Source organism: Chryseobacterium sp. 2987 (assembly GCF_031456375.1).
GTDB classification, from domain to species: domain Bacteria; phylum Bacteroidota; class Bacteroidia; order Flavobacteriales; family Weeksellaceae; genus Chryseobacterium; species Chryseobacterium vaccae.
On the sequence record NZ_JAVDUN010000002.1, the window covers coordinates 161,781 to 187,014 of the forward strand.

The following is a 25,234-nucleotide window of genomic DNA, read 5'->3' on the forward strand; positions in this document are numbered from 1 at the left end:
TATATTTGTATGTATAATTTATTACTAAAAATGATACACACAACACACTCAATACGAGTACGTTACGGAGAAACAGACCCTATGAAATATGTCTACTACGGCAACTATGCGCAGTACTTTGAAATTGGAAGGGTAGAACTCTTCCGAAGCATAGGAATGTCATACGATGAAATTGAAAACCAAGGAATTTGGCTTCCTGTTTCAGAGTACAAAATTAAGTATTTGAGACCAGCTTTGTATGATCAAAAATTAGAAATTCATACTTATGTAAAAAAAATTCCCGGGGTAAGAATTGAATTTGAGTATGAAATTTACAATGAAGAGATGATAAAAATCACAGAAGCCTCCACTACTCTTTTCTTTCTGGATGCAAAAACAAATAAAATCATCAAGTGTCCGGATGCTTTAATGGAATTGATTGAGGCCAATTGGAAATAATTTACAGATCAAGGAAGATCAGGATAATTACAATATTGAAAAAAGGTATATCATCCTGGTCTTACATTTAAATTTACCTATTCAACATTGAACTCTTTTCTGAAATTAATTTGCACCTTTGCATTTGTATTTTTAATTATACCTTATATATTAATATGAAGATTGCATTTTTGGGGCCTCATGCAAGTTTTACACAGCTTGCAGCCACACAGCTTTTCCCGGATGAAGAATTACTTCCGCAGGCTAATATTTTAGACTGTTTTAGAGCGGTAGACCAGGGAGAAGTTTCAAAAGCTGTTGTACCATTGGAAAACTCTATTGAAGGAACTGTTTCCATGACGCTGGATTATTTATATAAAACACCTTCCATTAAAATAGAAGCAGAAGCGGTAATGCCTATTGCCCACCACCTGATGATTCATCCGGAGAACAGCATAGAGAATCTAGAAAAGATCCATTCCCACCCACAGGCTTTGGCCCAGAGCTTTCATTTTCTGGATACCTATTATAAAGATGTGACGCGGCAGGATTTTTCTTCTACAGCGGCGGCGGCAAAATATGTTTCCGAAAATAAAGATCTAAGGATTGCAGCTGTAGCCAATCAGTTTGCAGCCAATTTATACGGACTGAAAATCATTAACAGAAATATTCAGGATTTTGAACAGAATCATACCCGGTTTATTGTGATCTCCAAACAAGAGAACAACTATCAAAATGACAGATTACAAATTCTTGGAGAGAAATCCGGTATGCTGATCAATCTGCCTGAAGATCATCCGGGAGGACTTCATCAGGTTCTTTCTGTTTTTGCCTGGCGAAAAATGAACCTCAGCAAGATTGAATCCCGAACGTTAAAAACAGGGCTCGGTAATTACTTTTTCTTTATTAATGTAGAAGGCCGGTGGAACAGTATTCTACATGAGAATATTCTTCTGGAGCTTCAATCTATCAACGCTCAAGTTGATTTCCTTGGAAGTTATAATGAATACCTTTTAGAGAGCTAAAAATACACCTTAATTACTCCATCAACACTGCCTTCCGGCAGTGTTTTTTTTTGATTTTGGCACAATTCGGGCCCGGAAGTATCATTTTTGGGGAATTTTCATATGATTTTTTCACCTTTATCTATCTATAAAGCAAGGTCATTGTCCTTATATCCGCATTATTTTATCACAAAACAATGAAATTACTCCACTTTCCATTATTCCAGTTATCATAAACTAACCTCTGATTATCCTTAAGATACAGAGATTTTTATTTTTGAATAGAAATAAATAACTACTTTATGTGTAAAATTTTAACAATATATAAATATATGTTTAAAAAATTAATAGTATATTTAGCATACCTTTAAATATATCACAAAACATAGTGCATTTTTCACTCTATGTAAAAATGAAAACTAATTAAAAAAATTTGCTCATGAAAACTAAAATTTACAGCTTAGCTTTAGCGTTAACTGCTATCAGCGTATATTCCCAAGTTGGGATAAACACAGCTACTCCCTCTGCCACATTAGATGTTAACGGAACTGTAAAAGTAAGGGATATTCCCGCATCCGCTACTCTACCCGGCTACGACATTCTTGCTCTTAACCAGGGAAGTGCCCAGGTATCCAAAGTTGACCCGCAAGTCCTTTTTAACTCTATTTCCAACCCAACTGTATTTGCAGCAAAAAAAACCACAGGGTTCAGTCTTCTGAGTTTACAGATTTTCCCTACAGATTTCAAGGTAATCAACTTCTTAGCTGCAGAAAGAAATATAGGTAGCGGTACCTTATTCTCTGATACGGATTACTCCTATGTCATTCCTTCAACAGGGGTTTATCAGGTGGGATTTTCATTTCGTTACGGAGCTGGAGTACAGGCTGAAGTCCTTGGCACCACAGGTCCGGGAATTGGAATCCTGAGAACAAGAAGTGGTGTTGCCACTCTTATAGACAACCGTACATTCAATGGTATAACTATTCCGCTTGTACTCAGTTTGACCATTTCTGAAGCCGAAGTGTCATCTCTTTACAGCTTCCAAGCCAACGATAGAGTTTCCTTTGGCATTACAGGATCAGGTTTCGTGAGTGCCAACGTATTAGGAACAAGTGTCGGCAACTTTTATATCTATAAAGTATCAAATTAATCAACATACAATTTAATTACTCAACACGGTTAATCCATCACGTCCACAGTGATGGATTAATTTTTGGTATCAGGATCATAAACATTACCTTTATATCTGATAAAAGCTAAACGATGAGTGAAACAGTTCTCCTGACTATAATCATTATCGCCGGCATTTGTATTTTTGTCAGCCTGAGTTCCAGAATTAAAAAACTGGAGAATGAGGTTCGTGAGCTGAGTTCCAGACTTGGTAAACCATCCCAGCCAGCCGCTGATACTCAGAAACAGAATGTCACGACCGAAACTCCTCAGGTCAGGGAATATGAAACGCCCAAAAATACGGAATTACAAGAAATTAAAACAGAAGAAACTCCTTCCCTTCCGAGAAAAGACTGGACTGCTCCTGTTTTTGATTTTTTAAAACAAAATATCCTGACGATTCTCGGAATTTTCACTCTGGTTCTTGGTATTGGTTATTTTGTAAAATATGCTATTGACAAGAATTGGATTGGAGAGACTGCAAGAACTCTTATCGGATTTGGTGCAGGTGCAGGAATAATGCTCACCGGCCATTTACTCAAAAAGAACTACGCTGTTTTTGCTTCCATCATTACGGGTGGGGGAATTGCTGTTCTCTATTTCACAACAACGATTGCTTTCAGGGAATACCATCTCTTTTCACAGAATACGGCATTTATCATCACCTCACTGATCACCCTGCTGTCTATTCTGCTTTCCTATCGCTATAACAGCGAAATACTAATTATTTTTTCAATGATTGGCGGTTTTTCCGCTCCTTTAATGATCAGTACAGGCCAGAGCAACTACCCTTTCCTTTTTACGTATCTCAGTCTTTTGAATACAGGAATGCTTGCTGTGGTTTTTCTTAAGCACTGGAAAAGTGTAGGATGGACAGCTTATATTTTCACCAGTATCTATCTTTTTTATTGGACTACTGATCATCCTGAGCTGTTGAGCATTGTCTTTTATATGATCAGCTATATTATTTTTTACATTTTTGCCCTTCAGGAATATCTTAAGAAAAATACGCTGGCGGTGTCCGGAATACTGATGCTTGTTTTAATTAACTTTTCCAGTCTTACGGGTCTCATCTATATTTTTAATGAGTTACACTATGAACCTGCTATTATTTTCCCGATTGTTTTTGCTCTTTTAAATGGTATTTTGCTTTTCAGGGAATATGGAAAGAAAAGCTTTGGTACTGCTTATTCTGTTTTTGCAGGAATTACGATCAGTCTCATCACTCTGGCCATTGCTGTTCAATTTAAAACACATCTTATCACCAGTGTTTGGGCCATAGAAGCCACTTTACTGCTTTTTATCTGGAAAAAAACTGGGCACAGAATTTTCAAAACCTGCTTTTATATTCTGTTTCCTTTGGTGATTATCGCGCAGATCACGACCTGGTCAGCCTACTTTAATAACAGTACGATGAGCATTGTTTTCAATCCGGTATTTCTGACGAGTCTCGTCACTGTTACCTCAACCATCATCAATCTGTTTCTGCTAAAAAATACCCGCCAGGAAGGAAAACAGGCTGACCCTTTTTTCGAAAATGTTTTTGCACTGACAAGTTATGGTATTATCTATATTGCTCTTCTTCTCGAAATCACTTATCACATGTCTGATATGCCATGGGCTGCGATTACCAGCACCGGGCTTCTGTTCAGCATTTATTATATTTTCGTCTTATTGTTATTCAGAAAAAAACTGGATATTGACAAGGATATTCAGACCGGAATGATCTATCTGTTTCTTTTTCTTCTGGCTGCCCAAGCTTCTTTTTCTATGTCAGCGGTAGTAACTGCGGTTTTGCAAAAGAAACTTACTTACGGGTTTTATCTGATCCATTTCCTGCATTGGATCCCCTTGATTTATATCTACCGAAATGCTGCTCCTGAAACAGGTTTCTATAAAACAAAACTGTCTTACTGGGTTATTTCGGCCACTCTCGTTATTGCAGTAAGCTGCGGATTGTATCACATCTATATTTTGGGAACTGTGCGGGATCTTTCCCGTTCCTATGAAGCACAAGAACATTTCAGCATGCTCTATCTTCCCATTATCTGGACTATTCTTGCCTGTATTTTCATTTACACCGGTCTGAGAAGAAATAGTTCCGAATACAATAAAATCGGTTTTACTCTCATTGGAATCATGATTTTAAAACTTTACGGTCATGATGTCTGGGAAATGGACAATGTATCGAGAATTATAGCTTTTATCATCCTGGGGGTTCTCCTGCTTCTGGGGTCATTTACTTTCCAGAGGCTGAAAAATATTATTAAAAACATGGTTGACCAAAAAGATGATGACGTGAAAGAATAAATTGTGGGAAGTCATCGCCTTAATCGGATAAATGATTAAATGTTTTTTCTACTTTTTGAAATTCAATTTCAATCCCTTTTACCAGGAATACATTTTTAAGAACTGAATCATTCTGATCAATGGCTTGCAGGCAAGCATAAGCAATGGCAGAAACGATCTGAGCACCCGTTAATTCATACTTTTCTGCAATTTTATATACTATATCCGGGTCTTCCAAAGGAATATATGACGGGATGATTTTTCTCCATAATAAGGCTCTTTCTTCTATATCGGGTCTGCTGTATTGAATTAAGCAGTTAAATCTTCTGAGAAAAGCATCATCTATGTTATTTTTAAAATTGGTGGTGAGAATGATTAATCCGTTAAAGTTTTCCACTCTCTGGAGCAGGTAGCTCACCTCCTGATTGGCATACCGGTCATTGGAAGATTTGGTCTGGGTACGTTTTCCAAAGAGCGCATCTGCTTCATCAAAAATTAAAATCCAGTTTTTATTTTCTGCCTGTGTAAATATTTTTTCCAGATTTTTCTCTGTTTCTCCAATATATTTTGAAACAATCTGCGACAAATCTACCCGGTAAACTTCCCTGCCGAATTCTTTTCCCAATAAAGCAGCCGTTAATGTTTTCCCTGTTCCGGAAGGCCCGTAAAACAAAGCTCTGTATCCCGGAAGAATATGCTTACCCATTCCCCAGCTTTCTTTCAATATCTGATGATGTTTTACCCAGAGTCTCATCTGCTGAATCTGATCCTGTATTGAAGGACTAACTACAAGATCTTCCCATTCTAAGGAAGTAAACACCTCTTTCGCAGGAAAATCCGGACTGAATTTAGGTTTTAATTTTTCACCGTATAATAATAAATGGACTATTTCAGGTTTTAAAATAAGTCTTCCACTCATTAAAGGCTCACCTTCTTTTACAAAATCCAAGGCAAGGATCTGATCTTTGAAAAACCAATGAGAAGTTTCAAAAAACTGCTGAATTCTTAAACGCTGTTCAATATTATCATTCGCTAAAATATATTGTACTGTTTCTCCTGTTGGCATCATTCCTCTATGGTTTTCTAAGCGTATTCCTCCCAATTCGGGAAATTCCCCTCCTTCTGGATGAACTTCTTTAATGATGTCATCAAAAAAATGGGGCAATATGTGAGGAACCAATGCGATTAATAGGATCACAGCTTCTTCATGCATGATCTCTCTTTGCAAAACATCTGAAAATGAGTTCCCGAAATCATATTCTTCCTGAGCGTCTTCCAAAGAAAGAAGCTGTTGAATAATATAGGATTTTAATATTTTAAAAGGCATTTTTTTGTTGTTTGTTGGTGAGTTTCCAGCATTATATTATACAGGATTCAAGACTATTTCTTTTTTTCATCTCCTGTTTTACCTACCGTATCTTTGGTCATGCTTTCTGAATCCAGTTTAGGTTCGATGATCTTAAAATCATTAATAGACGGATATTTGAACGGTTCATTTGAAGCATACCTGATGGGCAGGCTTACTCCAACATTGAGACCCGGAGGTGAGTAAGAAAACTGTTTAAGCAGCCAGCTTTTTTCCCAGTGCCCAAGGTAGCCTCCTGCTACATTAGCTTCTACAACCCCTTCTATATTCAAGAGTAAAATTAGGGCTAAAAGGGCAGCCAGATTGGAATTTACAACAAATATTCCGTTAGCATACTCCAACGTTAGTGTTGAATTCACCCCGGCATTCAGCCTCATAATTCCTGTTAGTCTTATCCCCCCTTTAAGGTTAGCAATAAGCGCATCAAGCACAATACTCGCTTGAATAGAAGCTGAGAGTTCTGCAAATGCAGTAATATTCAAAGTAGTAGAAAATTTAAAGGACGGATTTTTATCATCTTCAAAAGGATTAAACTGGGCTTCCACTTCAATGTTTCTGAGTTCTGCTGGGCCTATTCCCGCTTTGAACATGGAAACGAGTTTTATTTCTAACTGTATGCCGATAGGTCCTGCTGAAACTCCTGGTAATGGAAAGCTTTTCGCTTGATTCAACAGTGTTTTTTCGAATTTTTTACCGGTAAATAAAGTGTAAGGTTTCAGTACTTTGATCTTTCCTTTTACCGTAAATTTGCCGTTTTCATCAAAAATAATTCCGGCTGTTCCTTCAATATCTTTTTTCAGCTGTACCGTAATATTTCCTTCTCCTGAAAGGTTACCGTTGGGGCTTAGTTTTACTTTGGCATTTCCTTTTATTTTTCCTTTAGTGACATCCAGGGTTCCATCTCCTGAAATTTTTCCGTCATCATATTTTATTTTAATATGCCCTTTAAATGATTTGTATGTAAAGCCTGACTCTCCGGTTCCGGTAAGTTTATTTTTATTTAAATCATAAAGAATATCTAAGGTTACATCATTTATTTTAGGAACAGAAATTGTTGTTTTTCCTTTGATTAACCAGTTATTATTGGCATACTGTACTTTTATGTTTGTATTTTTAGTACGCGGAATATCTAAATCTATATTTCCTGTGGCTTCCACTTTTCCGTCTCTGTAAGTGGCTTCAATGTTTCCTCCTTTTAAGAATTTATTGTTTTTTGAGGTTATTTTTGCATTGACACTGGCCAGCAAAGAATATTTGTTATCTATTTTTTTATATTCAATTTTTGTTTTGGCTTCGTCTACATTGGGGATAAAAAACTCGCCATCTCCTTTGGCAAAAAATCCTGAAGTATCTACCCCGGCATCTATTTTTCCTTTCATAAGAGGCTTTTTCTCGTTACCTACCGCAAATGAAATGCTTCCCTGAACCTGAAAATCGGGGAAAAGGTTCAATGAAATATTAGACTCTGTAACCTTTAAGCCTTTGATGGGAGATGTGATTTTGATGTCTTTGGCTATTTTAAACTCATCTTTAGAGAAATAAATATCCAGCTCTTTGATAAATTTAACGGTAGGGAATATTTTCGCTGTTCCGGAAATTTCTCCATTGGTTTCTTTTAATGAAGTGATTTTACCGGGGCTTAAATAGGGGTAATAAAATTTAATCGCACTAGTCTTTTTTTCTGCGGGTGAAAATTTTAAATTATTTTCTGCATCTGCCTTTAAATTAAAATTTTCTAAATTGCTCTGCATCTCAATAGGCAGTTTCCGGGTTCCCGTCTGAGGGTTAAAATTGCTTTCAAATTCTTTTCCTTTTTTACCTATATTTTTAATAAGAATAAGAGGAATAAACCTTGCAAAACTCTTGTTAATCGTAGAAGGTGTCAGTTCGTCAAATTTATCCTGTTTAAGCTTTTCATCTTCTACCTCTGCATCGGCAGGATTGGCTCCTGCTTTAAACTGTAATTTGCCTTTTTTAATCTCTTTCTTCCCTTTCAGGGCCTGCAGCTTAGTTTCCAGAGGAAATTCTATCCCGTTGATATCCGGAAAAGCGGTTCCTGTAAAAGCAACCGACTGAATGTTGACTTTCAGCTGCTGGGTTGATGTTTTATAATAATTGGCGGGTTTAGCACTTTTAAATTCTTCAGTAATCTTTCCGATTGTTTCATTGATTGCCCTCCCGGATTTCTGGTTAGGATCACTGGGCAAAATCTGCAGATTGTCTATACCATCACTTCCCGCTAGCTGTAATTCAATAATATGATCGATATTGTTTGTCCATTTTTTATAAATTTCAGCTCCATCGTTGATGTCTTTCTGATCTAAAGAAGTTTTTACAGAATAATACAATTTCTTCTGATCTTTATCAAGCTGGGTGGCGTCTATATTATCCCAGGTCACTTTAGTTTTCCATTTATTCACCAGGTCTTGGCGTCTTGTATCATGAAATGTTCTTTTATTATTGGCATTGCTTAAATCAACCACCGAAAAAAGCTGTCCGACATAGGCATCATATTTATCTTTTACATTGCCTTTGTCTCTTGGCAGATCAAAGTCTGTTACATTAATGTTGATCAACTCTCCTGCCGGCGCTTCTTTCACGGTTCCGTCTTCATTTTTTTCAATAGTGTATCTGTAAATCTTATTGTTTGCAGAATGATTCTGAATGACATGGATGATTTCATGGAGAAGAATTTTCTTTCCCTGAACGGTATTCATATTAAATTCTCCAACATTAAAAACAATATGATTTTTATAGGTAAATGCCCTCGCATTGATGCTTTCTGCTGCTATATTCGCTTTTCTGTCGGTATGGATTTTTATATCTGACCAATGATAAGAAAAATACCGTCCAACATAACGTATGGCTTCATCAGGTAAATTACTGCCTGATTCCTGCAAAACGTCTTCTACTAATTCAGGAGCATCAAAGTCATCATTTTCATCTTTGGTTTCGTCTTTGATTTTCCTGTTGATCCGGCTTTCATTATGGGATGAAAATAAATGAGAATTATTTTTTTCGAGTGAACTCAAAACAGAATCTGCTTCTTTTTCCTTAGGATCATTTTTAGAAGCAATTTTTAAGGGTGAGCTTTTCTTGGCAAAAAAAGAATTTTTCTTGCTGTTCTGAGTTTTCGGGCCTGTCTGTTTCTGTTTTTCAGCTTGTTCCATCTCAATTGATTTTCAGGTTATTTTCGTTTTCTCATTCCATTTTCACTGCTGGCTAGGAATTCCAGTAAACCATCAGAAATTCTTCCATCCAGGGGGTCCGGATCATCCCTGTTCCCCATGGTAAGCTGTCTAATAAAATATCTACTCCTTTTTCTTCTACCCAAAGCTCTGCAGAATGAGTTTCTGATACCGACAGCTTTCCGGCTCTCTGTAAAAAAGTTTCTCTGAGCGCTTCTGTTGATGTACCTTTCAGTACATTCCAATGCTCAATAACAGCGGATAATAAATCTTTACAGATTTCTTTCTCTTTCCTGCTGATCTTTTGTTTTGTATTGACCACGATTTCTATGGGAAAACCGCACATCAATTTGTTTAAAACCAGTTCATTTTCAAAGAAAACTTCCTGCCCCGTAACTAAATATTGGGTTAATAAAACGGCTTTGTGCTGGCTTTGTTTATTCTTCCAGACTTCTTCTTCACACAAATTCAGTTTTTGAAAAAGATTGGGAAGAAACGGATGCAGAATAACCAGTCCGGCATTGTCTATATAGATGCCGGAAGACGGTAAAACCAGTTTACCGGTTCCTGGCTCTTTATTGATTAAAACATCACGAACAGCTGCTTTGTTTTCCTTATCAACATTACCAGTACTTTTCTGTGTACCGGAATTTTGATTTTTATTCTGTTCTTTTTTCAAGCCTTTATTTTGTAATTTTTCATGCTGGTTGTCAATTCGTTCTTCTTTATTTTTCTTATTTTCTTCCGGATCCTTTTGATCTGATTTTTTATAACTTTCAGCACTCTCCCGCTCATTGGACGGAAAGTCTTTTTTCTTCGGGGTTTCAGAAAATAATTCCAAGCTTTCAATCCAGGCCTGAAGCTCTTCTACTGAAGAAAATTTCAATGGTGAACTAAAAAAAATGATTAAAGACTCAGTCATTGAATACTTTGAAATTTCAGTGCTTATTCTCTGTTTAAAAGAATCGTTCGTGTTAAAATAATACCTGATGATTGTATTTCTGTTTTCAAAGAAAAGTTCAATGATTTTTCTAATAAATTCTTTGGAAATTTCAACTGCCTCAACAATTTCATCTATATTTTTCGAGTATGAATTTTCTCTGATCATTCCTGTTTTTAAATAATCAAAAAATAGCGTCTCAGCATATTTTCCCTGTGATTCCCATCCGAAGTTTTCTAATTTTTCTTCTGATGCATTCAATTCCAAAACGGGGAAATGATCTTTGAGATATTCTTCAATCCGGGATAAAGTCTGGGCTACAAGTTCTTTTTCCCAGTCTTTTGGGGAAATTACCGGAAGATCTACTGATAAACACTCTATTTCCCATTCGTAATTTTCTATTGAATACCGGCTTAAAATGAGTTCCAGTTTCGGATAAAAATCTTTCTCCAACACATCAGATAAAGTATTTTGGACCTCTTTTCCTAATGATAAAGAGCTGCATTGAATATCTATTGTATGTTTTTGAAGAAGGTGCATAGTATTTAAAATTATTTTTTAATAAAAGCATCGAGTATATTTTCACCCTCATTGGCAACCCTGGTAGCATCTTTTTTATTTTTAGTATTTAAATACATATCATTTATAATCGTATTTTCTTTATAATTTAAAGCGATAGATGTTGAAACGAATGCATTATTGTCATTCAGTGACAGACCTATGACAACAAAATATCTTTTGATTTTATCAGTTTCAATAGTCAGGGCAATTGTAAAGGGAGTTTCGTCAATTTTTTCAAATACAACAATTGGAACTTTAAAAACTAAGAGATCATATCTTTTCTCTTTTCCTGAATACATATAAAGAGGTATAAAACCTGAAAGTAAATTATACTCTTCTTCTGTTAATTCAATTTTAATCTGGTTTCCTTCACCTTCCCGAACTTTATGAAAAATAAAATATAAACTACATGAATAATTTTTCACTCCCTTAAATGAATAAAAATATCGTGAAGTTTTAGTATCTATTATTGTATCCGGAGCTATTTCAAAACCCTCCAGATTATTTTCTGTATAATTCAATAAATCAGTAAGTACAGCCCGTACTTCTGCTGCGGTGTTGTTTCCTCCATCGGTAATTCCTGCTATTTTTGCTTCTACCTGCGCTCTTGTTGCCATGATCTTTGTTTTTAGTTGTGATTATTATTGTTGAGTATCAAAATCTTTATCATTAAAATCAGGGTAATTAAAATCTCCGACTTTCACGATGATTTGTTGTGTATTTGGGCAGATTCCGCCCAGCTGTTTAATATTTACGGTAAACATTTTCACTTTTTCGTTGAACGGGAAAGTGTGTGCCACTACTTTTTTATCGGTCGTTATTTTGTCTGACTGATCTCCAAAATCAATCTCATATTGCTTTTTATCCTCCTGGTCTGCATTGATCAGTTCAAAAGCTGCTGCATTCTGAGAATTTCTTACTGCATTCCAATTGGTTATATTTTTAGGTTCAGAAATTTCAATTTCTAAGGTGTTGCTCAGTTCCCCTTCACTTTCATATTGTAAGGTATATTTTCCTTCTTTTTTGATGGAAGTGTGGCCAGGCTTTAAAAAGTATTTATCACTTTTCTGAACTACCGCTCCTTTTCCCGTGCCTGAAAAAGTTCCGCCAGATTTTCCTTTTATGATAATTTCATATTCTTTATCGTCTGTGTTGCAGTATTGTAATGTCTTCAATGCAATAGATAGAGGTTCGGTTTTTTCAATTTTAATCTCAATGGCACTGCCTTCTCCACAGCAGAGATAAGGAAGGAAAAAATCTGCGATCACCAATTGCTGATTGGGAATATCTGAAGAGGTACCTACCTGAAACTGTATGGCATGAGACAGATTTTTCAATAAATAAGTCTTCATCTCTTTGGTGTAGGCCGGAGACATATTAAGGTCCGCCAGTTTCAGGATATTGGCTTTGATGTTTTCAGTTTCCTGTTTGCATTTATCGAGCTCTTCTATGGGTGGAGCAATAATCTGGGTGGTATAATCTTTAAAATTGATGCTCGCTTTAATTTCCTGTTTTATACTTACCGGAACCTGTGTAAAATTCTCCTGATAGCTGGTGAGCAAAGTCAGCAGCTGAGTGTAAGGCAGGATTGGTTTTACCGCTTTAAAAATGGTGGAATCTACATAGACAAGGATAAAGGTTCCGCCTTTGGTAACGCCGGCTTTATGCTCTATTCCCGGATGCTTCTGAATAAAAGTAGAGAAGAAAATATCTTTGTAAATCTTCTGCCATCGGATTTGGGCTTCCTCATAAATTACGGCAAACGGATCTTCTAAGAAGAGTTCATTAATATCATCAAATCTGTCAATCAGATCTTCGGCTGCCGTTGATAAAGTAGGTTTTGTAAACTGAATACACCATCTGTGAATGAGGAAAGTCTGGTTCAGCTGTTTGAAAACCTGATTAAAGCTAACAAAATTGGGAAGGAAATCTTTTAAATCATTCGGCAGCAGGTTTTTAATCTGGCTTAAAATGCTTTTTAAGTTATCAATGCTTTCTGCCGCCAATAATTTTTGCTTTACCAGGGTTACTTTATTATTCGTAATCCAGTTAACCACAAATTCTGTGATATTATATAATCTTTTTCTGGCCAGATCATAATCGGTCTCCAGATCATCCCATCTCCCTTCAAATTTTGAGATGTCCAGTATTTTCCCTGTAAAATCCGTAGCATTCAAAGCCGTGATTTTAAAGGGAAGGCTGTAGCTGTTCTTTAGAATATTCAGTTCTTCCGCCACATCGGTGTATTTTCTGCCCAGATGCCCTTCAATATTGAAAAAATTAAATTTTTCAAGATCATAAAGCAAAGGTTTTTTCACCGTATCCAAATGGGTATAATTGGTAGTTTCCGAATGATAGGAAAGAATTTCGTTATTTTTATTTTTAATTGTTTTTCCAGGACTCCATTTTCTGTTGAGTTCTAAAATATGGTCATAATAATAGGGAATTGATTTTTTGGAAAGCGGAATATCTCCATAAACAGAAGGCGTTACTTTGATTCCGTTATTCTGTATTTTCCAGAATCTGATCAAATGAACCAGCCTTTGAAACAACAGGGACAGCTCTTTTCTTTTCCGGATGTTTTTTAAAGACGTATTTTGGGTTGAGAAAAACGGAGTTCTGTAATTCAGGCCATTATTTTCCACCTGTCCTAATACAACATGGAAAGGAAACAGGGTTTCATCCACACAACACAGGGACGGGTTCTGCTCATTAAATCCTATGATTTCATTGTAGGCAGAAGCAATATCTGATATCCAATCCCATAAATACTGAACATTGATACTGTTTTTATGGGCATTAATAGTGGTTTCCAGAGTGGTTTTCGGATTATCCAGGATATTAAAATCAACGGTATTGCTGATTATTGCCTGGTATTTTTTGTAAGCCAGACTTATTTTATCTGAAATATTGCTTATTACGGAGTCAGACAGATTCTTTTTAAATTCATTTAAAACATCGGAACCTGTTACCAGCGGACTATAAGGAATATTATATCTCGGCAGTGAAATTTTCTCCAGATTCACAGCTCCCGGATATTCCGGAAACAGATAAGCGTTTAACTGATTCACTGAAACCAATAATGGTCTTATTTTAAATTCTATTCTTTTTCCCTTATCATCACAGTTGGTTGTCACACAATTCTTCTCGTCAATCAGTGAGGTTTCCAGAAGGAGAATAACTATTTTATCTTTGAAAAAATGATCCGGAATGGCTATCCTGTCTACTTCCAGTGTATTGGTAGGTAAAAGCTCTATGGAATTTTTTAATGGTTCATATTTCTGGGCGTGAGGTAAGGTAAGATCCAGATATTCTCCATCCTTAAATTTCGGTGCTAAAAAATCAGCAGATAGTTCTATGGGATGATAATAGCTGAAGGTTTTTTCTTCCCAATTGATCTGATACCCTAATGAAGTAATGGCTGTACCGCAGCTTATGGTGATCTGATTGGGCTGTGGCTGCGAAATTTCCAAACCACAGACAATGCCAATACCAATGCCCCCGACCCGGGTAAGCCGGTCTTGTTCTTCAAGGTAACTTATAGCGCGATTCAGGTGTTTCTGGCTTAAAACCTGGTCGGCTTCAAAAACAGGATATTTGGAAGGATTTTGAGTTTTCATGATAGTAAATTTTAAAGAGTTCCTAATGAGGTGTTACCTAATACAATCGGGTTGGTAGTTTCGCTGAGCTTACAGTCATATAAATTTCCTTCGGGATAAATGGTGTTGAGCTCACTGAGTCTTTTTATCAGCTCTTTATGATGCTGGCTAAAAATGAAAAAGTCTTTTTTAATTAAGGTTTTACTGCAGTATTTAAGCCTGAAATGTCTGTAGTTTTCTATCCAGTTCTTATACGCTTTCTGGAAATTCAGCATATCCTCATATCCTACCCAGCAAATTTTCAATAAAACATGAGCGGGAGCTTCCTGGCGGAAAATCTGTTCTGCATATCTTCTGAAAGTCATATTTTTAAATCTCGACAAATATCCCGGCAAAACGATGGTTGCTTTGAAGGAATAGGGATCGTTATTAGCTTCGTCTTTACAGTCATCTTTTAAGCAGACGGACAGTAGATCTTCTTCGTCATGATTAAATGGTGGAAAAGGTCTGAGTAAAATATGCTCCAGGCAGTAGAAGTTTTCATAGGCTTCATTCAGAGCCTGAATCAACTGATACAAAAATTTTGAGGCTTCGTCATAGCTTTTGAAGGTTTTATCTATGGTCGCTATTTTTTTAGGATCATTGCCTAAATAGATGAAAAAGCGGTCTTCTTTTTCTTTCTTTTTGGTGATTTTATTCGTAACAGTATACGTTCGTTTATCAATGAAATAAACCTCTGTATTCAATAAATTCTGCTGTGTCCATTTCCATTTTTCTTCTAAATCTACTGAAGGCTTAACAATTTCACAGACTACTGACTTCTGATCAATTTTCACAGGTAGTGTCCATTGGGTCTGAACCTCATCTTCTGTAGCAATATCTCTTAATCCGAGATTATTAATTCCCAGTAATCTTGCTGTCCTTTTTTCATAACCTCCTCTGTGGTCGCCTTTCCAAAAGTCCTGATAATTAAACTCATCGCCATTAATTTTCGCATTGAGATAATCGATTCCCAGCCCTCTTTCGGAGCTTATTTCTGCATAATTTTTTAAGAATGCTTCTTTATCCTGAATCAGGTCATGAGGCTGAAAAGACATTTCTCCCATTCCTCCAGAATCCTGACTTACTTTGTACATCATAAATACATAGTCATTAAAGCTTTCACTGAAACGTGCCATCAAATGATCTAAAGCCCGGTTTCGTCTGTCATTAAAAACCGTTTGTGATTCTTCCAGGGATATATCAAACTCAGATTCTCCGTTTAATAACGCGTTTTTAAAATCGGTTCTGTACACTTCTTTTGCATAGAAATCTTTTCCTGTTTTCGGGTTTTTATCCAGATAATTCGGGAAATAAGTATATGATATGGGATCTGTCCCTAAAATGTTCTTCGCCTGATACAGCTGGCTGAAAAAATCTGCCAGCAGCTGATCGTAAAAATGGAGATATGCCTTTAGCTGTTTCACCTGAGCTTTTCTTTTTTCGGGAGCTTTATCTGAAATTTCGTTAGCTCCCAAGCCGTAATTCACCGGAAATTCTTCCTGAATGCTGTAATATTCATTCAATTGGTAAAACTGTCCTTTGGGTACAGGCAAATCGCTCTGAACAGAATAGAGTTTGTAATTTCTGATCTGGGCTTTAAGCTGCTGTACTTTCTGGTCAACCATCATCTGACTGTTTTCGGATAAGAGAAAAGGAATATTTTTCTGAAACAGCAGTATTTTTGATTTTCCGGCAGAAAATAAAGGTTTCTCTTCTCCGGACAGATGAAGACACCATTTTTGGTTCATACTTCCGGTAATCGGCTGTCCCAAAGAATTATAAGCAGTCATCAGAAGGTTTTCCACAGAGGCTATACCTTTAATTTCCATGATAGCAGCAATAATGTCCGAAGCATGAATACTTCCCGGAAGCCGGGCTTTCCGAAGTTCATCATCATTAAGAAAACCGTGTTCTAATTTGGGACCTAAAAATATTTCAGTGGAAGATAATCCCTGCTCCATTAATTGTGAAAGCGTGTAAAAACGAACCGGAGGATTGAGGATCTTTTCAATCGCCATCTGGATCTGAGCCATTGCTTCTACGGCATTTGTTTCAGCTTCCAGTTCCACATCAACGCAGAAGCTTATTTCAACACTTTTGATGGTTTCAACACACAGGAAATCTTCTGTAAGATTTCGGTTTTGATGTAGTTTTTGCTGAATATTTCTAAAAGTTCTGTCAACGGTTGTTTTTTTGTCTTTCATCAAAGTAATGAACTCACAAATTGGCTTTTCTGTACTGAAATGGTCCTTTACCAACTGAAGTTCATTCAGATCAAAAGGTTCTATCGTAAATTTTAAAATATCATTGATCTGGGTTGTTCTTTCAACAGTAACAACGACAGTATTATTTTTTATTTCTACTTTTTTATTTTTTATTTTGAAGGGTTTATCCATTTTGCTCAGGAGGAATGCTTTAGGATCATTCCATGAAGAAAAATCAGGGGTAATGTTGACCTGCACCCAGCGTGAGGAACTTAAAAATGCAAACTTAAGTTCTGTGGTATTGAGATCTCCGAGAACCAGATCTTCATCCAGCTCCACTATGATTTTATTTAAACCTCTTACAGACAGCTGCTCCAGCGATTTATTGTTTTTATCCTTGGATTCAAAGCTTAATTTATCTGATAAAACATTGATATATACTTTTTGCTCCGCCGGATGAGGCAGATGATATCCCAATGTATCGGTTTCTTTTCGTGAGGCCAGATACCAGGCATTGGCAACTCCTTCAATATCAATCAGGAGCTTTCTGTAGTCCAGTTCCGTTAATGCCGCATTGGTCATTATTTCTCTTGCGGTAAAAAACGATCCGTTCAGGATTTGCCCACCGGAGCTGGTCAGAAGATCTTTCATATCAAAATCTGTTCTGTATCCTAATTCTGTGATCACATAAGAAAGCACCTCCAGAATGGTGACTCCCGGATCATGCGCGTTATAATCTGTCCAGAAAGTATTTCCCAGCTTTTCGATATGCTTTAATCCTTCTTTTCGCAGAAAATCATAATCCTGCGAAGGTTTCAGCACTCTTTCTGACGGTATGTAATATTCGGGATTCATGGTTAGCAGTTCTTTTGGAGTTCTTTAATTTCGTGGGAATCATTCGGAATGAACAAAGTATAGTCTGTCTGAGGAGCAATTTCCTTTACTTCTTCGAGTCTTTTTATTACTGTATTTTCTTCATCATCCAGAATAAGCTGATTGACCTTAAAATCAATAATATAGTCTACGAAGGACTGTTTATCAATCAACTGAATCAATGAAGACAATTCTATTTTCTTTGCGAAATCTATATCAAGATCACTGTACGCCCACGGACTGATATAGCGGTTAACTGTTTCTGCCAGCATTTTGGCATACAAACGGGTATCTGCACCCGGAATGTCTTTGTATTTTACGTTACAGCTGATCTGTATTTTTTCTAAAACGGGAGGTTTTACAGATAACCGCACATGAGGGGAACACCATTCTGTAATCCTGTTTTTAATGCGCTGTAAAGTGCTTAGGCTCAGTAATGGCTTCCATTCCCAAACGGTGGATGAACCGGGTGATTTGGCAACGGGAATCAGTGTTACATATCCTGCAGAAACATTGGAAACACTTTTGGAATCATATCGGTAATGATTCAGGCATTTTACTCTGTATACTTCCGGAAATTCCTGTAAAATAAGCCTTTCGTAATCCCAGGAAGTAATAGACCGTTGTTTATGTCGCAGCCTTTCACTGCTTCGTTGATAGAGCTGGTTGTCTTCTTCCTGCCTTTTTCCTCCAAAAGAAGGATATGGCTGTTTTACTTTTTTCACGGAAGAATCAGGCTGATAGAGTTTTGAAATGGTTTCTTTCGGAGTTATTTCAAGAAAACCGCTTCCATTATTTTCAAAATCAAATAAAACGGCTTTTAAGGCCTGTTCGTGTATGCCTGCAAAATGACAGATTCTGTCTAGTTCACTGACTGAAATCCGCAGCCAGAAAAGATGGCCTGGTAACACAACTGTTTTTGTATTGTCAAACTCAGGAATGGTGAGATTAATAATTCCGGATTGCAAAAGCCCAAGAGTCTCATCTCCTATATCGTGTGAATTTATTGATTTCCATTGATTTTCTGATAGGTATGCCCACGATATTCCTGCGGGTTCTTTTCTTGGGTTAGCTGTTCCTTCCGCCATTTGAAAAAGAAGGCTCAATCCGTTTCCTGGCTGTGCATTTTCAAATCCGATATAGATTTCTCCCTGGCCCGGTAAATCAGGGATAAAGGATAAGGAAGATTTTGGGTTTAATTTTTCATAGCCAAAAGGTAAAAGATGATAATATTCCAATACATTAAGATGATCATCTGAAGGGCTGAAACTATATGTTTCGGTGACTGAATAATCCATGTTCAGCGACTGAATAACAGGTACTGCCGGCAAAACAGGATTGGGTAATTTCGCAGCCGCTATATAATCCTGCATAAATTTTTCACCTTCATATTTAGTATCATCCAGCTGAATTCTTATATATCCCGAAATACTTTCTTTATCAGGAACCGTATCTTCTGAATATTCACTTACGGGACTGTTGTTGGTATAAATGGAATTGAAATTGGTCTGATCACTTTTAACAAACTGCCCATTTTTCATTACCAATAATTTAGAATGATGGATGAGGGAGATATACATAGAGTTGACAAAATCAGCTGCCTGAATGCCGGAATAGTTAAATGATGCCTGCATATTGGTATCTGCGAACGGCTGAATGGCTGATATTTTATTAAAAGTCTGGATATTGGTATTAAGTAAATTAGTGTTAAGTAAACTTGAGTTAAATAAAGTATAGGTAACGGAGCCAATAGACAAAGCAGATGACAGCGCATCCGATTCTATTGAAAACCGGGCAGCGGCTCTTTTTTTCATGAAAAATTCGTTGCATCCGATAATGAAGCCGTTTCCGTTTTTGGGAAAATCTCCAAAAGGCCTGAAAGGTTTATTAATATCTACAACTCCTGTATCGGTGGCAACAATTAAATTTTTAAGCCCGCTTACGCTGATTCCTATTTCAAGGGTTTTACAGTCAATTTTTTCGGTATTATTTATGGGAATTATTTTCAGAACCGGGTGTGATGTGGCTACAGCTTCTCCTGTATGAATTTCTTTATTAAACGGAACAATCGCTTTTTCTGAAGCAGGAATAGTAAGCTTAATGTACTCATCCTCAGTCAATTCTTTATTTTCCTTAGTAATTTCTATCCATTTTTTTTCGCCAGTGATCCAGAAGTCGAATGAATTGGGATCTAAGCTATGAGGGTTAAATTTTAAAATAATGGTTCTTGTTCCGCCTTTCATATAGAATAACGGGCTTGCCAGAAGAAGGCCGATTTCGGTTTTTTCTGAGGAAGATGGAAAAGCTGAGAATGGAATGTTAGCCGCGTTTAAGGGAAGCAAATCTGCCTTTTTCCAGGTATTCTGAACAAGATGATGACTTAGGAAATATTTAATTTTCACAGCATTAATCACCTGATCTGAAGTAGAAGCATAAAATTTATTTTTTCCCTGCGAATTTTTCCCTGCTGAAAAAATGGTATTCTTTGCTAAGAGGAAAGCTTCTTTATCGGCAGCAGGCTCTATCAGCAAATGAACAAAATCAGGCTGTGCCTTTTGTGGAAGCAGCTTTAAAATATCTTTGTAATAGAAGTCCAGATGTCTTTTGGTAAAGTCATTCAGGTGTTTTTTTGCAATGCCCAGAAGCTTTAAAAAGGCCAGAAATAAGGCATAATGCGGTGTATGGGAAGGGTAATTTTCCAATTGCTGTGCAAAGGCCTCTCCGGTGCTGTTTTTCCAGTACAGCAGCAAGCCGAAAAGCTGCTGAATATTTTTATCGAGCCGATAACTCTGCAGTAAGGTAAGTATTGAACCTGCTTCTGTGATTCTTAAAAGGATCTCATTCAGCTGCTTTTCGATATTTATTTTAGAGCTTACTAAAAATTCTTTTATTGAGATGCGGTCATCTATCCTGTTTACTTTATCGGTAAGACGGATAAAATCATCCTGGATTTTTTCAAAAATGTTCAGGATCCGTTTTTTCTGTTCTTTATCATCATTGATTAATGCAATGGATTTTTTTTCATTTTCATATTTTTTCTCATAGTCCTCTATATTCCATTTGAATATCTGTGCTAAAACCGCGGTAGATTCAACAGCAAAAAACGGTGACCAGTCACTTTGTTCGTTTTGGGAATCGGATTCATTGAAATAACTGAGGTAGTGAGACATTTTCTGAGCCAATACCACATAGTCTATTTCTTCTCTTTCGTCCAGAAGAAAATAAGAGGGCTGTAAGGCTGCTAAAAACCTTGCATTTTGGGTTGTTCCCATTCCCTGATGGATTGATATTTTTGAAGAACAGTTTTCCATGGCATCAGATTTTTATAAAAGTTCCTTCTTCCAGATAGTACGGGAACACATAATTAAGTCTTGAGTTGGTAGCGCGGATGGTGTATTCAACTTCAATTCTGATTATCCCCTGTGTAGCATTGGTTTCTGAACCAAAATAAATATCATTCAAATCTATTCTTGGCTCATATTTCAGAATGGCATGTTCAATAATGCCTTTAATTTTTGTGAGGAGCGTTACGGTTACATTTTCAAACAGAAGCGGTGTGAGATCGCAGCCAAAGTCTGACCGCATTATCCTTTCTGTAAGCTGTGTGCTCAGTAAAATCTGCAGACTTTCCTGAATATCTTTTTCACCGGAAACCGTTTCAACCGTTCCTGTGATGCTATTAAAAGCCGGAGGAAATCCCCATCCTTTTCCCAAAAAGTCATCTGTTTTCATGCTTATTTTTTTTAATCTCCTATAATTACTGTGGGACAGCCTAAAACAATGGCTCCTCCGTGTGCGGTAGAATCTCCCATTCTTGCGGCGGGAACTCCACCAATAAGTACAGTTGCCGAACCTTTTACGATGGTATCTGGCGGCCCTGTACAAACACAACTGTCTCCTACTACCGAAGCGGGCATTCCTCCGATTAATACAGTAGAATTTCCTCCCGGTAAAATGGGTCCCCCAACATGGGGCACTGTTCCTGTAGTCATCGGACATACATGCATGTCACTGGTTCTTGCTGCTGCGGGCATATTAATTGAGTTTTATGATTCCTCCTTTTACATCCATTGTGGCAGACGCAGAAAGCGCCGCTTTTGCCGAATCCATTTTGAAATCCATTTTTGCTTTAAGAATGATGTCTTTGCTGCTGTCTAATGTGATTCCGTCGGCATTCATCAGGATCTTATTTCCATTCTGGTCTTCCAATACAAAGCCTTTTTTATCATCGCTGATCAGGAGTTTGTTCCCTTTTTTTGTACTGAGTTCGATAGATTTTTTATCATCGTCCAGCTGTATGGTAGTCCCTTCTTTGGTGACCAGACCTTTTATGTAGTTTTCTTTCTGAATGGGAAACGGCATTTCAATCTTTAAGCTGTAAAGACTTCCCAGAATTACAGGGGTATCCGGATTATCTCCCAGGCATCCTACAATAACCTCATCATTTACATCGGGAATTAAAAAACTTCCCATTTTCTTTCCTGAAAATACACTGGCTAATCTTGCCCAGATCCCCTCTCCTTTTTCGGAGAGTGTGGGTATTCTTACTTTTATTCTGAACTGCCTATCAGGATCTTCTTCAATCTGAGTCACAACGCCAATCTGTAATCCGCTTACTGAATTGACTTGCCCGGTTTGTGCCTGTTGAGCCGGAACAGAGGGAAAGTTCGTTTCAATAAAAGACTGTTCTGTTTCTATTCCGAAAGTATATTCGGTTTTCCAGCTGCCATTTTCAAAGGTGTGGTGCTCTTTGCCAATCAGCAACTTCTTTTTATCAATTTCTTTATTCACCTTACTACAGCTCAGGAAATCTCCTGCTTTAGCCTCCAGATTTCCGAAAGTTAAAAGCTCACCCTGAATTACCGTATGGCTGCTTTTTTTAAGAAATGTATCTGCTATTCTTGTCACTGTAGCGGTTAAAAGCCGGCTTTCATTAAGGGTAAGGGTCTTTATATTTTTTTCAGCCTCCTGTTCTGTTTCAATTTTTTCCATAGCCTGAGAAGAAAGATCCCAATAGCCGATTGACACCTTGCTCAGTTTTTTAGTCTCATCTTCCCTGCACGAAAATGAGAATACATTGATTCCGTTTTCTGCACAATACTTTTCTTCGGAAGCAGGTTCTAAAATATCCAAAGCATTGAATTCCCCGTTTCTTACATTCACCATCAGACCAACTGAATCTAGAAATCCTACAAGATAATCCCAGGGAAGGGTATGCAGATTACGGGTGATCTTTTCATTTTCCCAGCTTTGCCCTTTTGACTGAAGTTTATTGGCAACATTGGCCTGACTTAAAAATTCGTCTAATTTTGTTTTGAAAGTTTCGGTACTGTTATCTGGTTTTTCAGAAGGTTCAGTCAGTTGATAAGCCTCGTCTTTACATTCTAATTTTATGGTAGTTCCACTTTCGCTGATTTTTCGTTCAACAGACTTAATAAATCCTTTGAACAGGGTCTCAGGTTTTTTATTCACCGTTACTTTCACTTCTATTTTCTGTCCTTTTTTAAGCTGATCTGTGGGTGATCCAGCTGGAGTTTCTACATCAGGATTTGGAGCTATAAAAGTAAATTTGGCAAAAGGGATTTTATTCAGTTCAAAGGCCACCTGTGCATCTTTCAATAGCGTGTCAAGGCCGTTATTTTTCCCATCTGTTAAAAATTCCAGTTTTAGCAGATCATCAGTCGGTATATAAGGTTGAACTGGCATATCATTTTATTTAATAGGCGGAAACGAAATGTTTTGCCCGGTTTCTATTTTTCTGAAGCTTAACAGCTTATTGACCTGAGCTACATCCACATAATATGAAGGATTTTCATAGATATTTTCTGCCATAAGCACCAGTTTGTCATTCATACTCACCGTTTTAAGATGGGTAAGATCCGGAGATGTTTTATTTTGCTCTGCAACCATGATCTGATGTGTTGCTGTTGCCTTAAAAACACATTTAACTTTAGCTCTGATCGGCCGTCCGTCTTTTCTGAAAAGCGTATATTCTATATCCATGCTCTTCATGCGGCACTGGAGTTTGAATGCTCCCCAAAGAAGCTGCAAATAAGCGGTCTGATGAGTTTTTCCGTTATATCCGATGGTAAGATTTTTAAATGCTTCCACATGCTCCTCCACCGATTTTACCTCTGCAAAAGGATTTACAATGGCGGGGGTAAGTGCATCCAGAACATCTCCTGCTTTATCCAGTAACGACATCTCTCCTTTGCCGTCTTTTATCTTTCCCGGCGGTACAACACCCGAACTGTCGAAAATAAAATCGAAAGTCACTTCTTCGCTCTGGCTTTTGCTGAAGCTGAGATTATTGGCTGAAGCTCCCATCGGCTGATCTTCGGAGAATGTAACATTGTTTTTGCGGGTATATTTCTCCGGATTGAGCTGTACGAAAATGTTTTTTTTGGGGGTGGTATATTTATTATCCTCGTAAACTTCGATCCGCATTTTGTCTATAATACCCAATGCTGCCTGTATCATCTTTCTTTTTTTTCTTTAAGTTTTTCCAGTACTTCACGGGTACACTCTTTAATGAGCTGCGATTTCAGTTCCTGCATCTTCAGAGGATCTGTCTGCTCAGAACGGGTAGAATTTACCGGCTCTTCTTCAATCTTCACTTTGATGTGTAATTCTTTAATCTGAATAGCCATTTTTCAAGTATTAAAAGCCTGGAACCGGCAGTTCTTTAAAAAAATTATATTTCAGTGTAATGGTTTCAATCACAATTTTATTCTGTTCTGCATCAAAATCACTGAATTCATAGCTCAACGGGATGGCATGGGATACATACCATACTTTCAGAGGATTTCCTTTTTCATTCAATAAGGAAACAACCAGGTTGGCGGGATAAAAAACAAAATCCTCCAATGCCTGATTACACCACATGGATAAGCCAGACATATCCGAAGTTAATCCTCTTTTCAGAACCAGATCCTGATATCCTGAACGCAGCGGCAAGCTGTGTTTGAATTTATTTTGTCCGCCCTCGGTATAAGGCTCCGTTTCCATCGTAACCTTCAATCCGTTTACACTTTGAAATTTTGTATCAATACTGAATTGCGGCAATAATTCAAAGATGACGGAAAAGTAAAAACCGGGAATGGGATTGCTGTCAGACATAATGTTTAGATTTATAGGTGCTCCATTGTAAATCCGTGATTGGCAATTTCTACAGAGTCTATGGCTGCTTCATTGGCATCAGATTTCATATCTGTACATTTTAAGGAAACGATAAAACAATCTTTTACTTTCCATACGACTTTAGGCTCGTGGTTTTCATTTAATAAAGAAATAGTGATGTTACGGCGTTCCACGGTATTTAATGCAACAGTATTGTACCAGTCATAAAATTCATTATCTCCTGCGAATATTCCTCTTTTGAGCGTAATATTACTGAGCTTAAGCATTCCCGGCATTTTCTTTTTAAAGAATTCAGGACTTGATCCTACCCGGTGTTCTATAATATCCATTTCTTTATTGAGTCCGGATACTTCTGTAAAAGCTATTTTACTGCCGCCCCATTCTACACTGAAGTGAAACTTTGGTAGCGGAAAATCTGTACTTGTCATGTTGTATAGTTTT

At 37.2% G+C, this 25,234-nt stretch carries 18 protein-coding genes; 4 read left to right on the forward strand and 14 right to left on the reverse strand.

Annotated elements, in window-relative coordinates; genetic code table 11:
- Positions 1–30 precede the first annotated feature (30 nt).
- The 4 genes from J2Y40_RS05790 to J2Y40_RS05805 all read left to right on the forward strand — a co-directional run bounded on the left by J2Y40_RS05790 (position 31) and on the right by J2Y40_RS05805 (position 4,901).
- A complete protein-coding gene (locus J2Y40_RS05790) occupies positions 31–438 on the forward strand; it encodes a thioesterase family protein (RefSeq protein ID WP_153399714.1) in 408 nt (135 codons plus the stop codon).
- 155 nt (positions 439–593) lie between these two features.
- Positions 594–1,442, forward strand: a complete 849-nt coding sequence (pheA, locus tag J2Y40_RS05795; RefSeq protein WP_153399712.1) for a prephenate dehydratase — start codon at positions 594–596, stop codon at positions 1,440–1,442.
- 418 nt (positions 1,443–1,860) lie between these two features.
- Entirely contained in the window at positions 1,861–2,571 is a 711-nt protein-coding gene (locus tag J2Y40_RS05800) for a hypothetical protein (RefSeq protein ID WP_153399710.1), read from the forward strand.
- A gap of 113 nt (positions 2,572–2,684) precedes the next feature.
- Positions 2,685–4,901, forward strand: a complete 2,217-nt coding sequence (locus J2Y40_RS05805; RefSeq protein WP_309997710.1) for a DUF2339 domain-containing protein — start codon at positions 2,685–2,687, stop codon at positions 4,899–4,901.
- A 19-nt stretch (positions 4,902–4,920) separates the two neighbouring features.
- Here the strand turns inward: J2Y40_RS05805 and J2Y40_RS05810 are convergent, their stop codons facing one another.
- Genes J2Y40_RS05810 through J2Y40_RS05875 form a run of 14 tightly spaced genes read right to left on the reverse strand, consistent with a single transcriptional unit; the run spans position 4,921 to position 25,221 of the window.
- Positions 4,921–6,207 (reverse strand): ATP-binding protein, encoded by a 1,287-nt coding sequence (locus tag J2Y40_RS05810; protein ID WP_153399706.1) that lies wholly within the window; start codon positions 6,205–6,207, stop codon positions 4,921–4,923.
- A 53-nt stretch (positions 6,208–6,260) separates the two neighbouring features.
- Positions 6,261–9,416, reverse strand: a complete 3,156-nt coding sequence (locus tag J2Y40_RS05815) for a DUF4157 domain-containing protein (RefSeq protein WP_309997712.1) — start codon at positions 9,414–9,416, stop codon at positions 6,261–6,263.
- A gap of 52 nt (positions 9,417–9,468) precedes the next feature.
- A complete protein-coding gene (locus tag J2Y40_RS05820) occupies positions 9,469–10,914 on the reverse strand; it encodes a contractile injection system tape measure protein (protein WP_153399702.1) in 1,446 nt (481 codons plus the stop codon).
- 11 nt (positions 10,915–10,925) lie between these two features.
- On the reverse strand, positions 10,926–11,552 hold the full coding sequence (locus tag J2Y40_RS05825; RefSeq protein WP_153399700.1) for a hypothetical protein: 627 nt from the start codon (positions 11,550–11,552) through the stop codon (positions 10,926–10,928).
- A gap of 24 nt (positions 11,553–11,576) precedes the next feature.
- Entirely contained in the window at positions 11,577–14,555 is a 2,979-nt protein-coding gene (locus J2Y40_RS05830) for a hypothetical protein (protein WP_309997715.1), read from the reverse strand.
- 11 nt (positions 14,556–14,566) lie between these two features.
- Entirely contained in the window at positions 14,567–17,635 is a 3,069-nt protein-coding gene (locus tag J2Y40_RS05835) for a hypothetical protein (RefSeq protein WP_309997717.1), read from the reverse strand.
- A 2-nt stretch (positions 17,636–17,637) separates the two neighbouring features.
- A complete protein-coding gene (locus tag J2Y40_RS05840) occupies positions 17,638–20,964 on the reverse strand; it encodes a hypothetical protein (protein ID WP_309997719.1) in 3,327 nt (1,108 codons plus the stop codon).
- A gap of 4 nt (positions 20,965–20,968) precedes the next feature.
- Positions 20,969–21,385, reverse strand: a complete 417-nt coding sequence (locus J2Y40_RS05845) for a GPW/gp25 family protein (RefSeq protein ID WP_153399693.1) — start codon at positions 21,383–21,385, stop codon at positions 20,969–20,971.
- An 11-nt stretch (positions 21,386–21,396) separates the two neighbouring features.
- A complete protein-coding gene (locus tag J2Y40_RS05850) occupies positions 21,397–21,687 on the reverse strand; it encodes a PAAR domain-containing protein (protein WP_309997722.1) in 291 nt (96 codons plus the stop codon).
- Between the two features lies 1 nt (position 21,688).
- Entirely contained in the window at positions 21,689–23,359 is a 1,671-nt protein-coding gene (locus tag J2Y40_RS05855) for a phage baseplate assembly protein V (RefSeq protein WP_309997724.1), read from the reverse strand.
- Positions 23,360–23,365: 6 nt separating this feature from the next.
- Complete coding sequence (locus J2Y40_RS05860) at positions 23,366–24,133, reverse strand: hypothetical protein (RefSeq protein WP_309997726.1); 768 nt, start codon at positions 24,131–24,133, stop codon at positions 23,366–23,368.
- The gene (locus J2Y40_RS05865; protein ID WP_153399686.1) at positions 24,130–24,303 is read right to left on the reverse strand and encodes a DUF5908 family protein; all 174 of its coding nucleotides are present in this window, start codon (positions 24,301–24,303) and stop codon (positions 24,130–24,132) included. Before J2Y40_RS05865 ends, J2Y40_RS05860 begins: the two co-directional genes overlap by 4 nt.
- A gap of 10 nt (positions 24,304–24,313) precedes the next feature.
- On the reverse strand, positions 24,314–24,772 hold the full coding sequence (locus J2Y40_RS05870; RefSeq protein ID WP_153399684.1) for a phage tail protein: 459 nt from the start codon (positions 24,770–24,772) through the stop codon (positions 24,314–24,316).
- An 11-nt stretch (positions 24,773–24,783) separates the two neighbouring features.
- Complete coding sequence (locus tag J2Y40_RS05875; RefSeq protein ID WP_309997729.1) at positions 24,784–25,221, reverse strand: phage tail protein; 438 nt, start codon at positions 25,219–25,221, stop codon at positions 24,784–24,786.
- Positions 25,222–25,234: the final 13 nt, after the last annotated feature.

What these genes read in the sequence shown, in the direction of transcription:
- J2Y40_RS05790 (WP_153399714.1), top strand. Translation starts at nt 31, where the DNA reads ATGATACACACAACACACTCAATACGAGTACGTTACGGAGAAACAGAC.
- pheA (WP_153399712.1), top strand. Translation starts at nt 594, where the DNA reads ATGAAGATTGCATTTTTGGGGCCTCATGCAAGTTTTACACAGCTTGCA.
- J2Y40_RS05800 (WP_153399710.1), top strand. Translation starts at nt 1,861, where the DNA reads ATGAAAACTAAAATTTACAGCTTAGCTTTAGCGTTAACTGCTATCAGC.
- J2Y40_RS05805 (WP_309997710.1), top strand. Translation starts at nt 2,685, where the DNA reads ATGAGTGAAACAGTTCTCCTGACTATAATCATTATCGCCGGCATTTGT.
- J2Y40_RS05810 (WP_153399706.1), bottom strand. Translation starts at nt 6,207, where the DNA reads ATGCCTTTTAAAATATTAAAATCCTATATTATTCAACAGCTTCTTTCT.
- J2Y40_RS05815 (WP_309997712.1), bottom strand. Translation starts at nt 9,416, where the DNA reads ATGGAACAAGCTGAAAAACAGAAACAGACAGGCCCGAAAACTCAGAAC.
- J2Y40_RS05820 (WP_153399702.1), bottom strand. Translation starts at nt 10,914, where the DNA reads ATGCACCTTCTTCAAAAACATACAATAGATATTCAATGCAGCTCTTTA.
- J2Y40_RS05825 (WP_153399700.1), bottom strand. Translation starts at nt 11,552, where the DNA reads ATGGCAACAAGAGCGCAGGTAGAAGCAAAAATAGCAGGAATTACCGAT.
- J2Y40_RS05830 (WP_309997715.1), bottom strand. Translation starts at nt 14,555, where the DNA reads ATGAAAACTCAAAATCCTTCCAAATATCCTGTTTTTGAAGCCGACCAG.
- J2Y40_RS05835 (WP_309997717.1), bottom strand. Translation starts at nt 17,635, where the DNA reads ATGAATCCCGAATATTACATACCGTCAGAAAGAGTGCTGAAACCTTCG.
- J2Y40_RS05840 (WP_309997719.1), bottom strand. Translation starts at nt 20,964, where the DNA reads ATGGAAAACTGTTCTTCAAAAATATCAATCCATCAGGGAATGGGAACA.
- J2Y40_RS05845 (WP_153399693.1), bottom strand. Translation starts at nt 21,385, where the DNA reads ATGAAAACAGATGACTTTTTGGGAAAAGGATGGGGATTTCCTCCGGCT.
- J2Y40_RS05850 (WP_309997722.1), bottom strand. Translation starts at nt 21,687, where the DNA reads ATGCCCGCAGCAGCAAGAACCAGTGACATGCATGTATGTCCGATGACT.
- J2Y40_RS05855 (WP_309997724.1), bottom strand. Translation starts at nt 23,359, where the DNA reads ATGCCAGTTCAACCTTATATACCGACTGATGATCTGCTAAAACTGGAA.
- J2Y40_RS05860 (WP_309997726.1), bottom strand. Translation starts at nt 24,133, where the DNA reads ATGATACAGGCAGCATTGGGTATTATAGACAAAATGCGGATCGAAGTT.
- J2Y40_RS05865 (WP_153399686.1), bottom strand. Translation starts at nt 24,303, where the DNA reads ATGGCTATTCAGATTAAAGAATTACACATCAAAGTGAAGATTGAAGAA.
- J2Y40_RS05870 (WP_153399684.1), bottom strand. Translation starts at nt 24,772, where the DNA reads ATGTCTGACAGCAATCCCATTCCCGGTTTTTACTTTTCCGTCATCTTT.
- J2Y40_RS05875 (WP_309997729.1), bottom strand. Translation starts at nt 25,221, where the DNA reads ATGACAAGTACAGATTTTCCGCTACCAAAGTTTCACTTCAGTGTAGAA.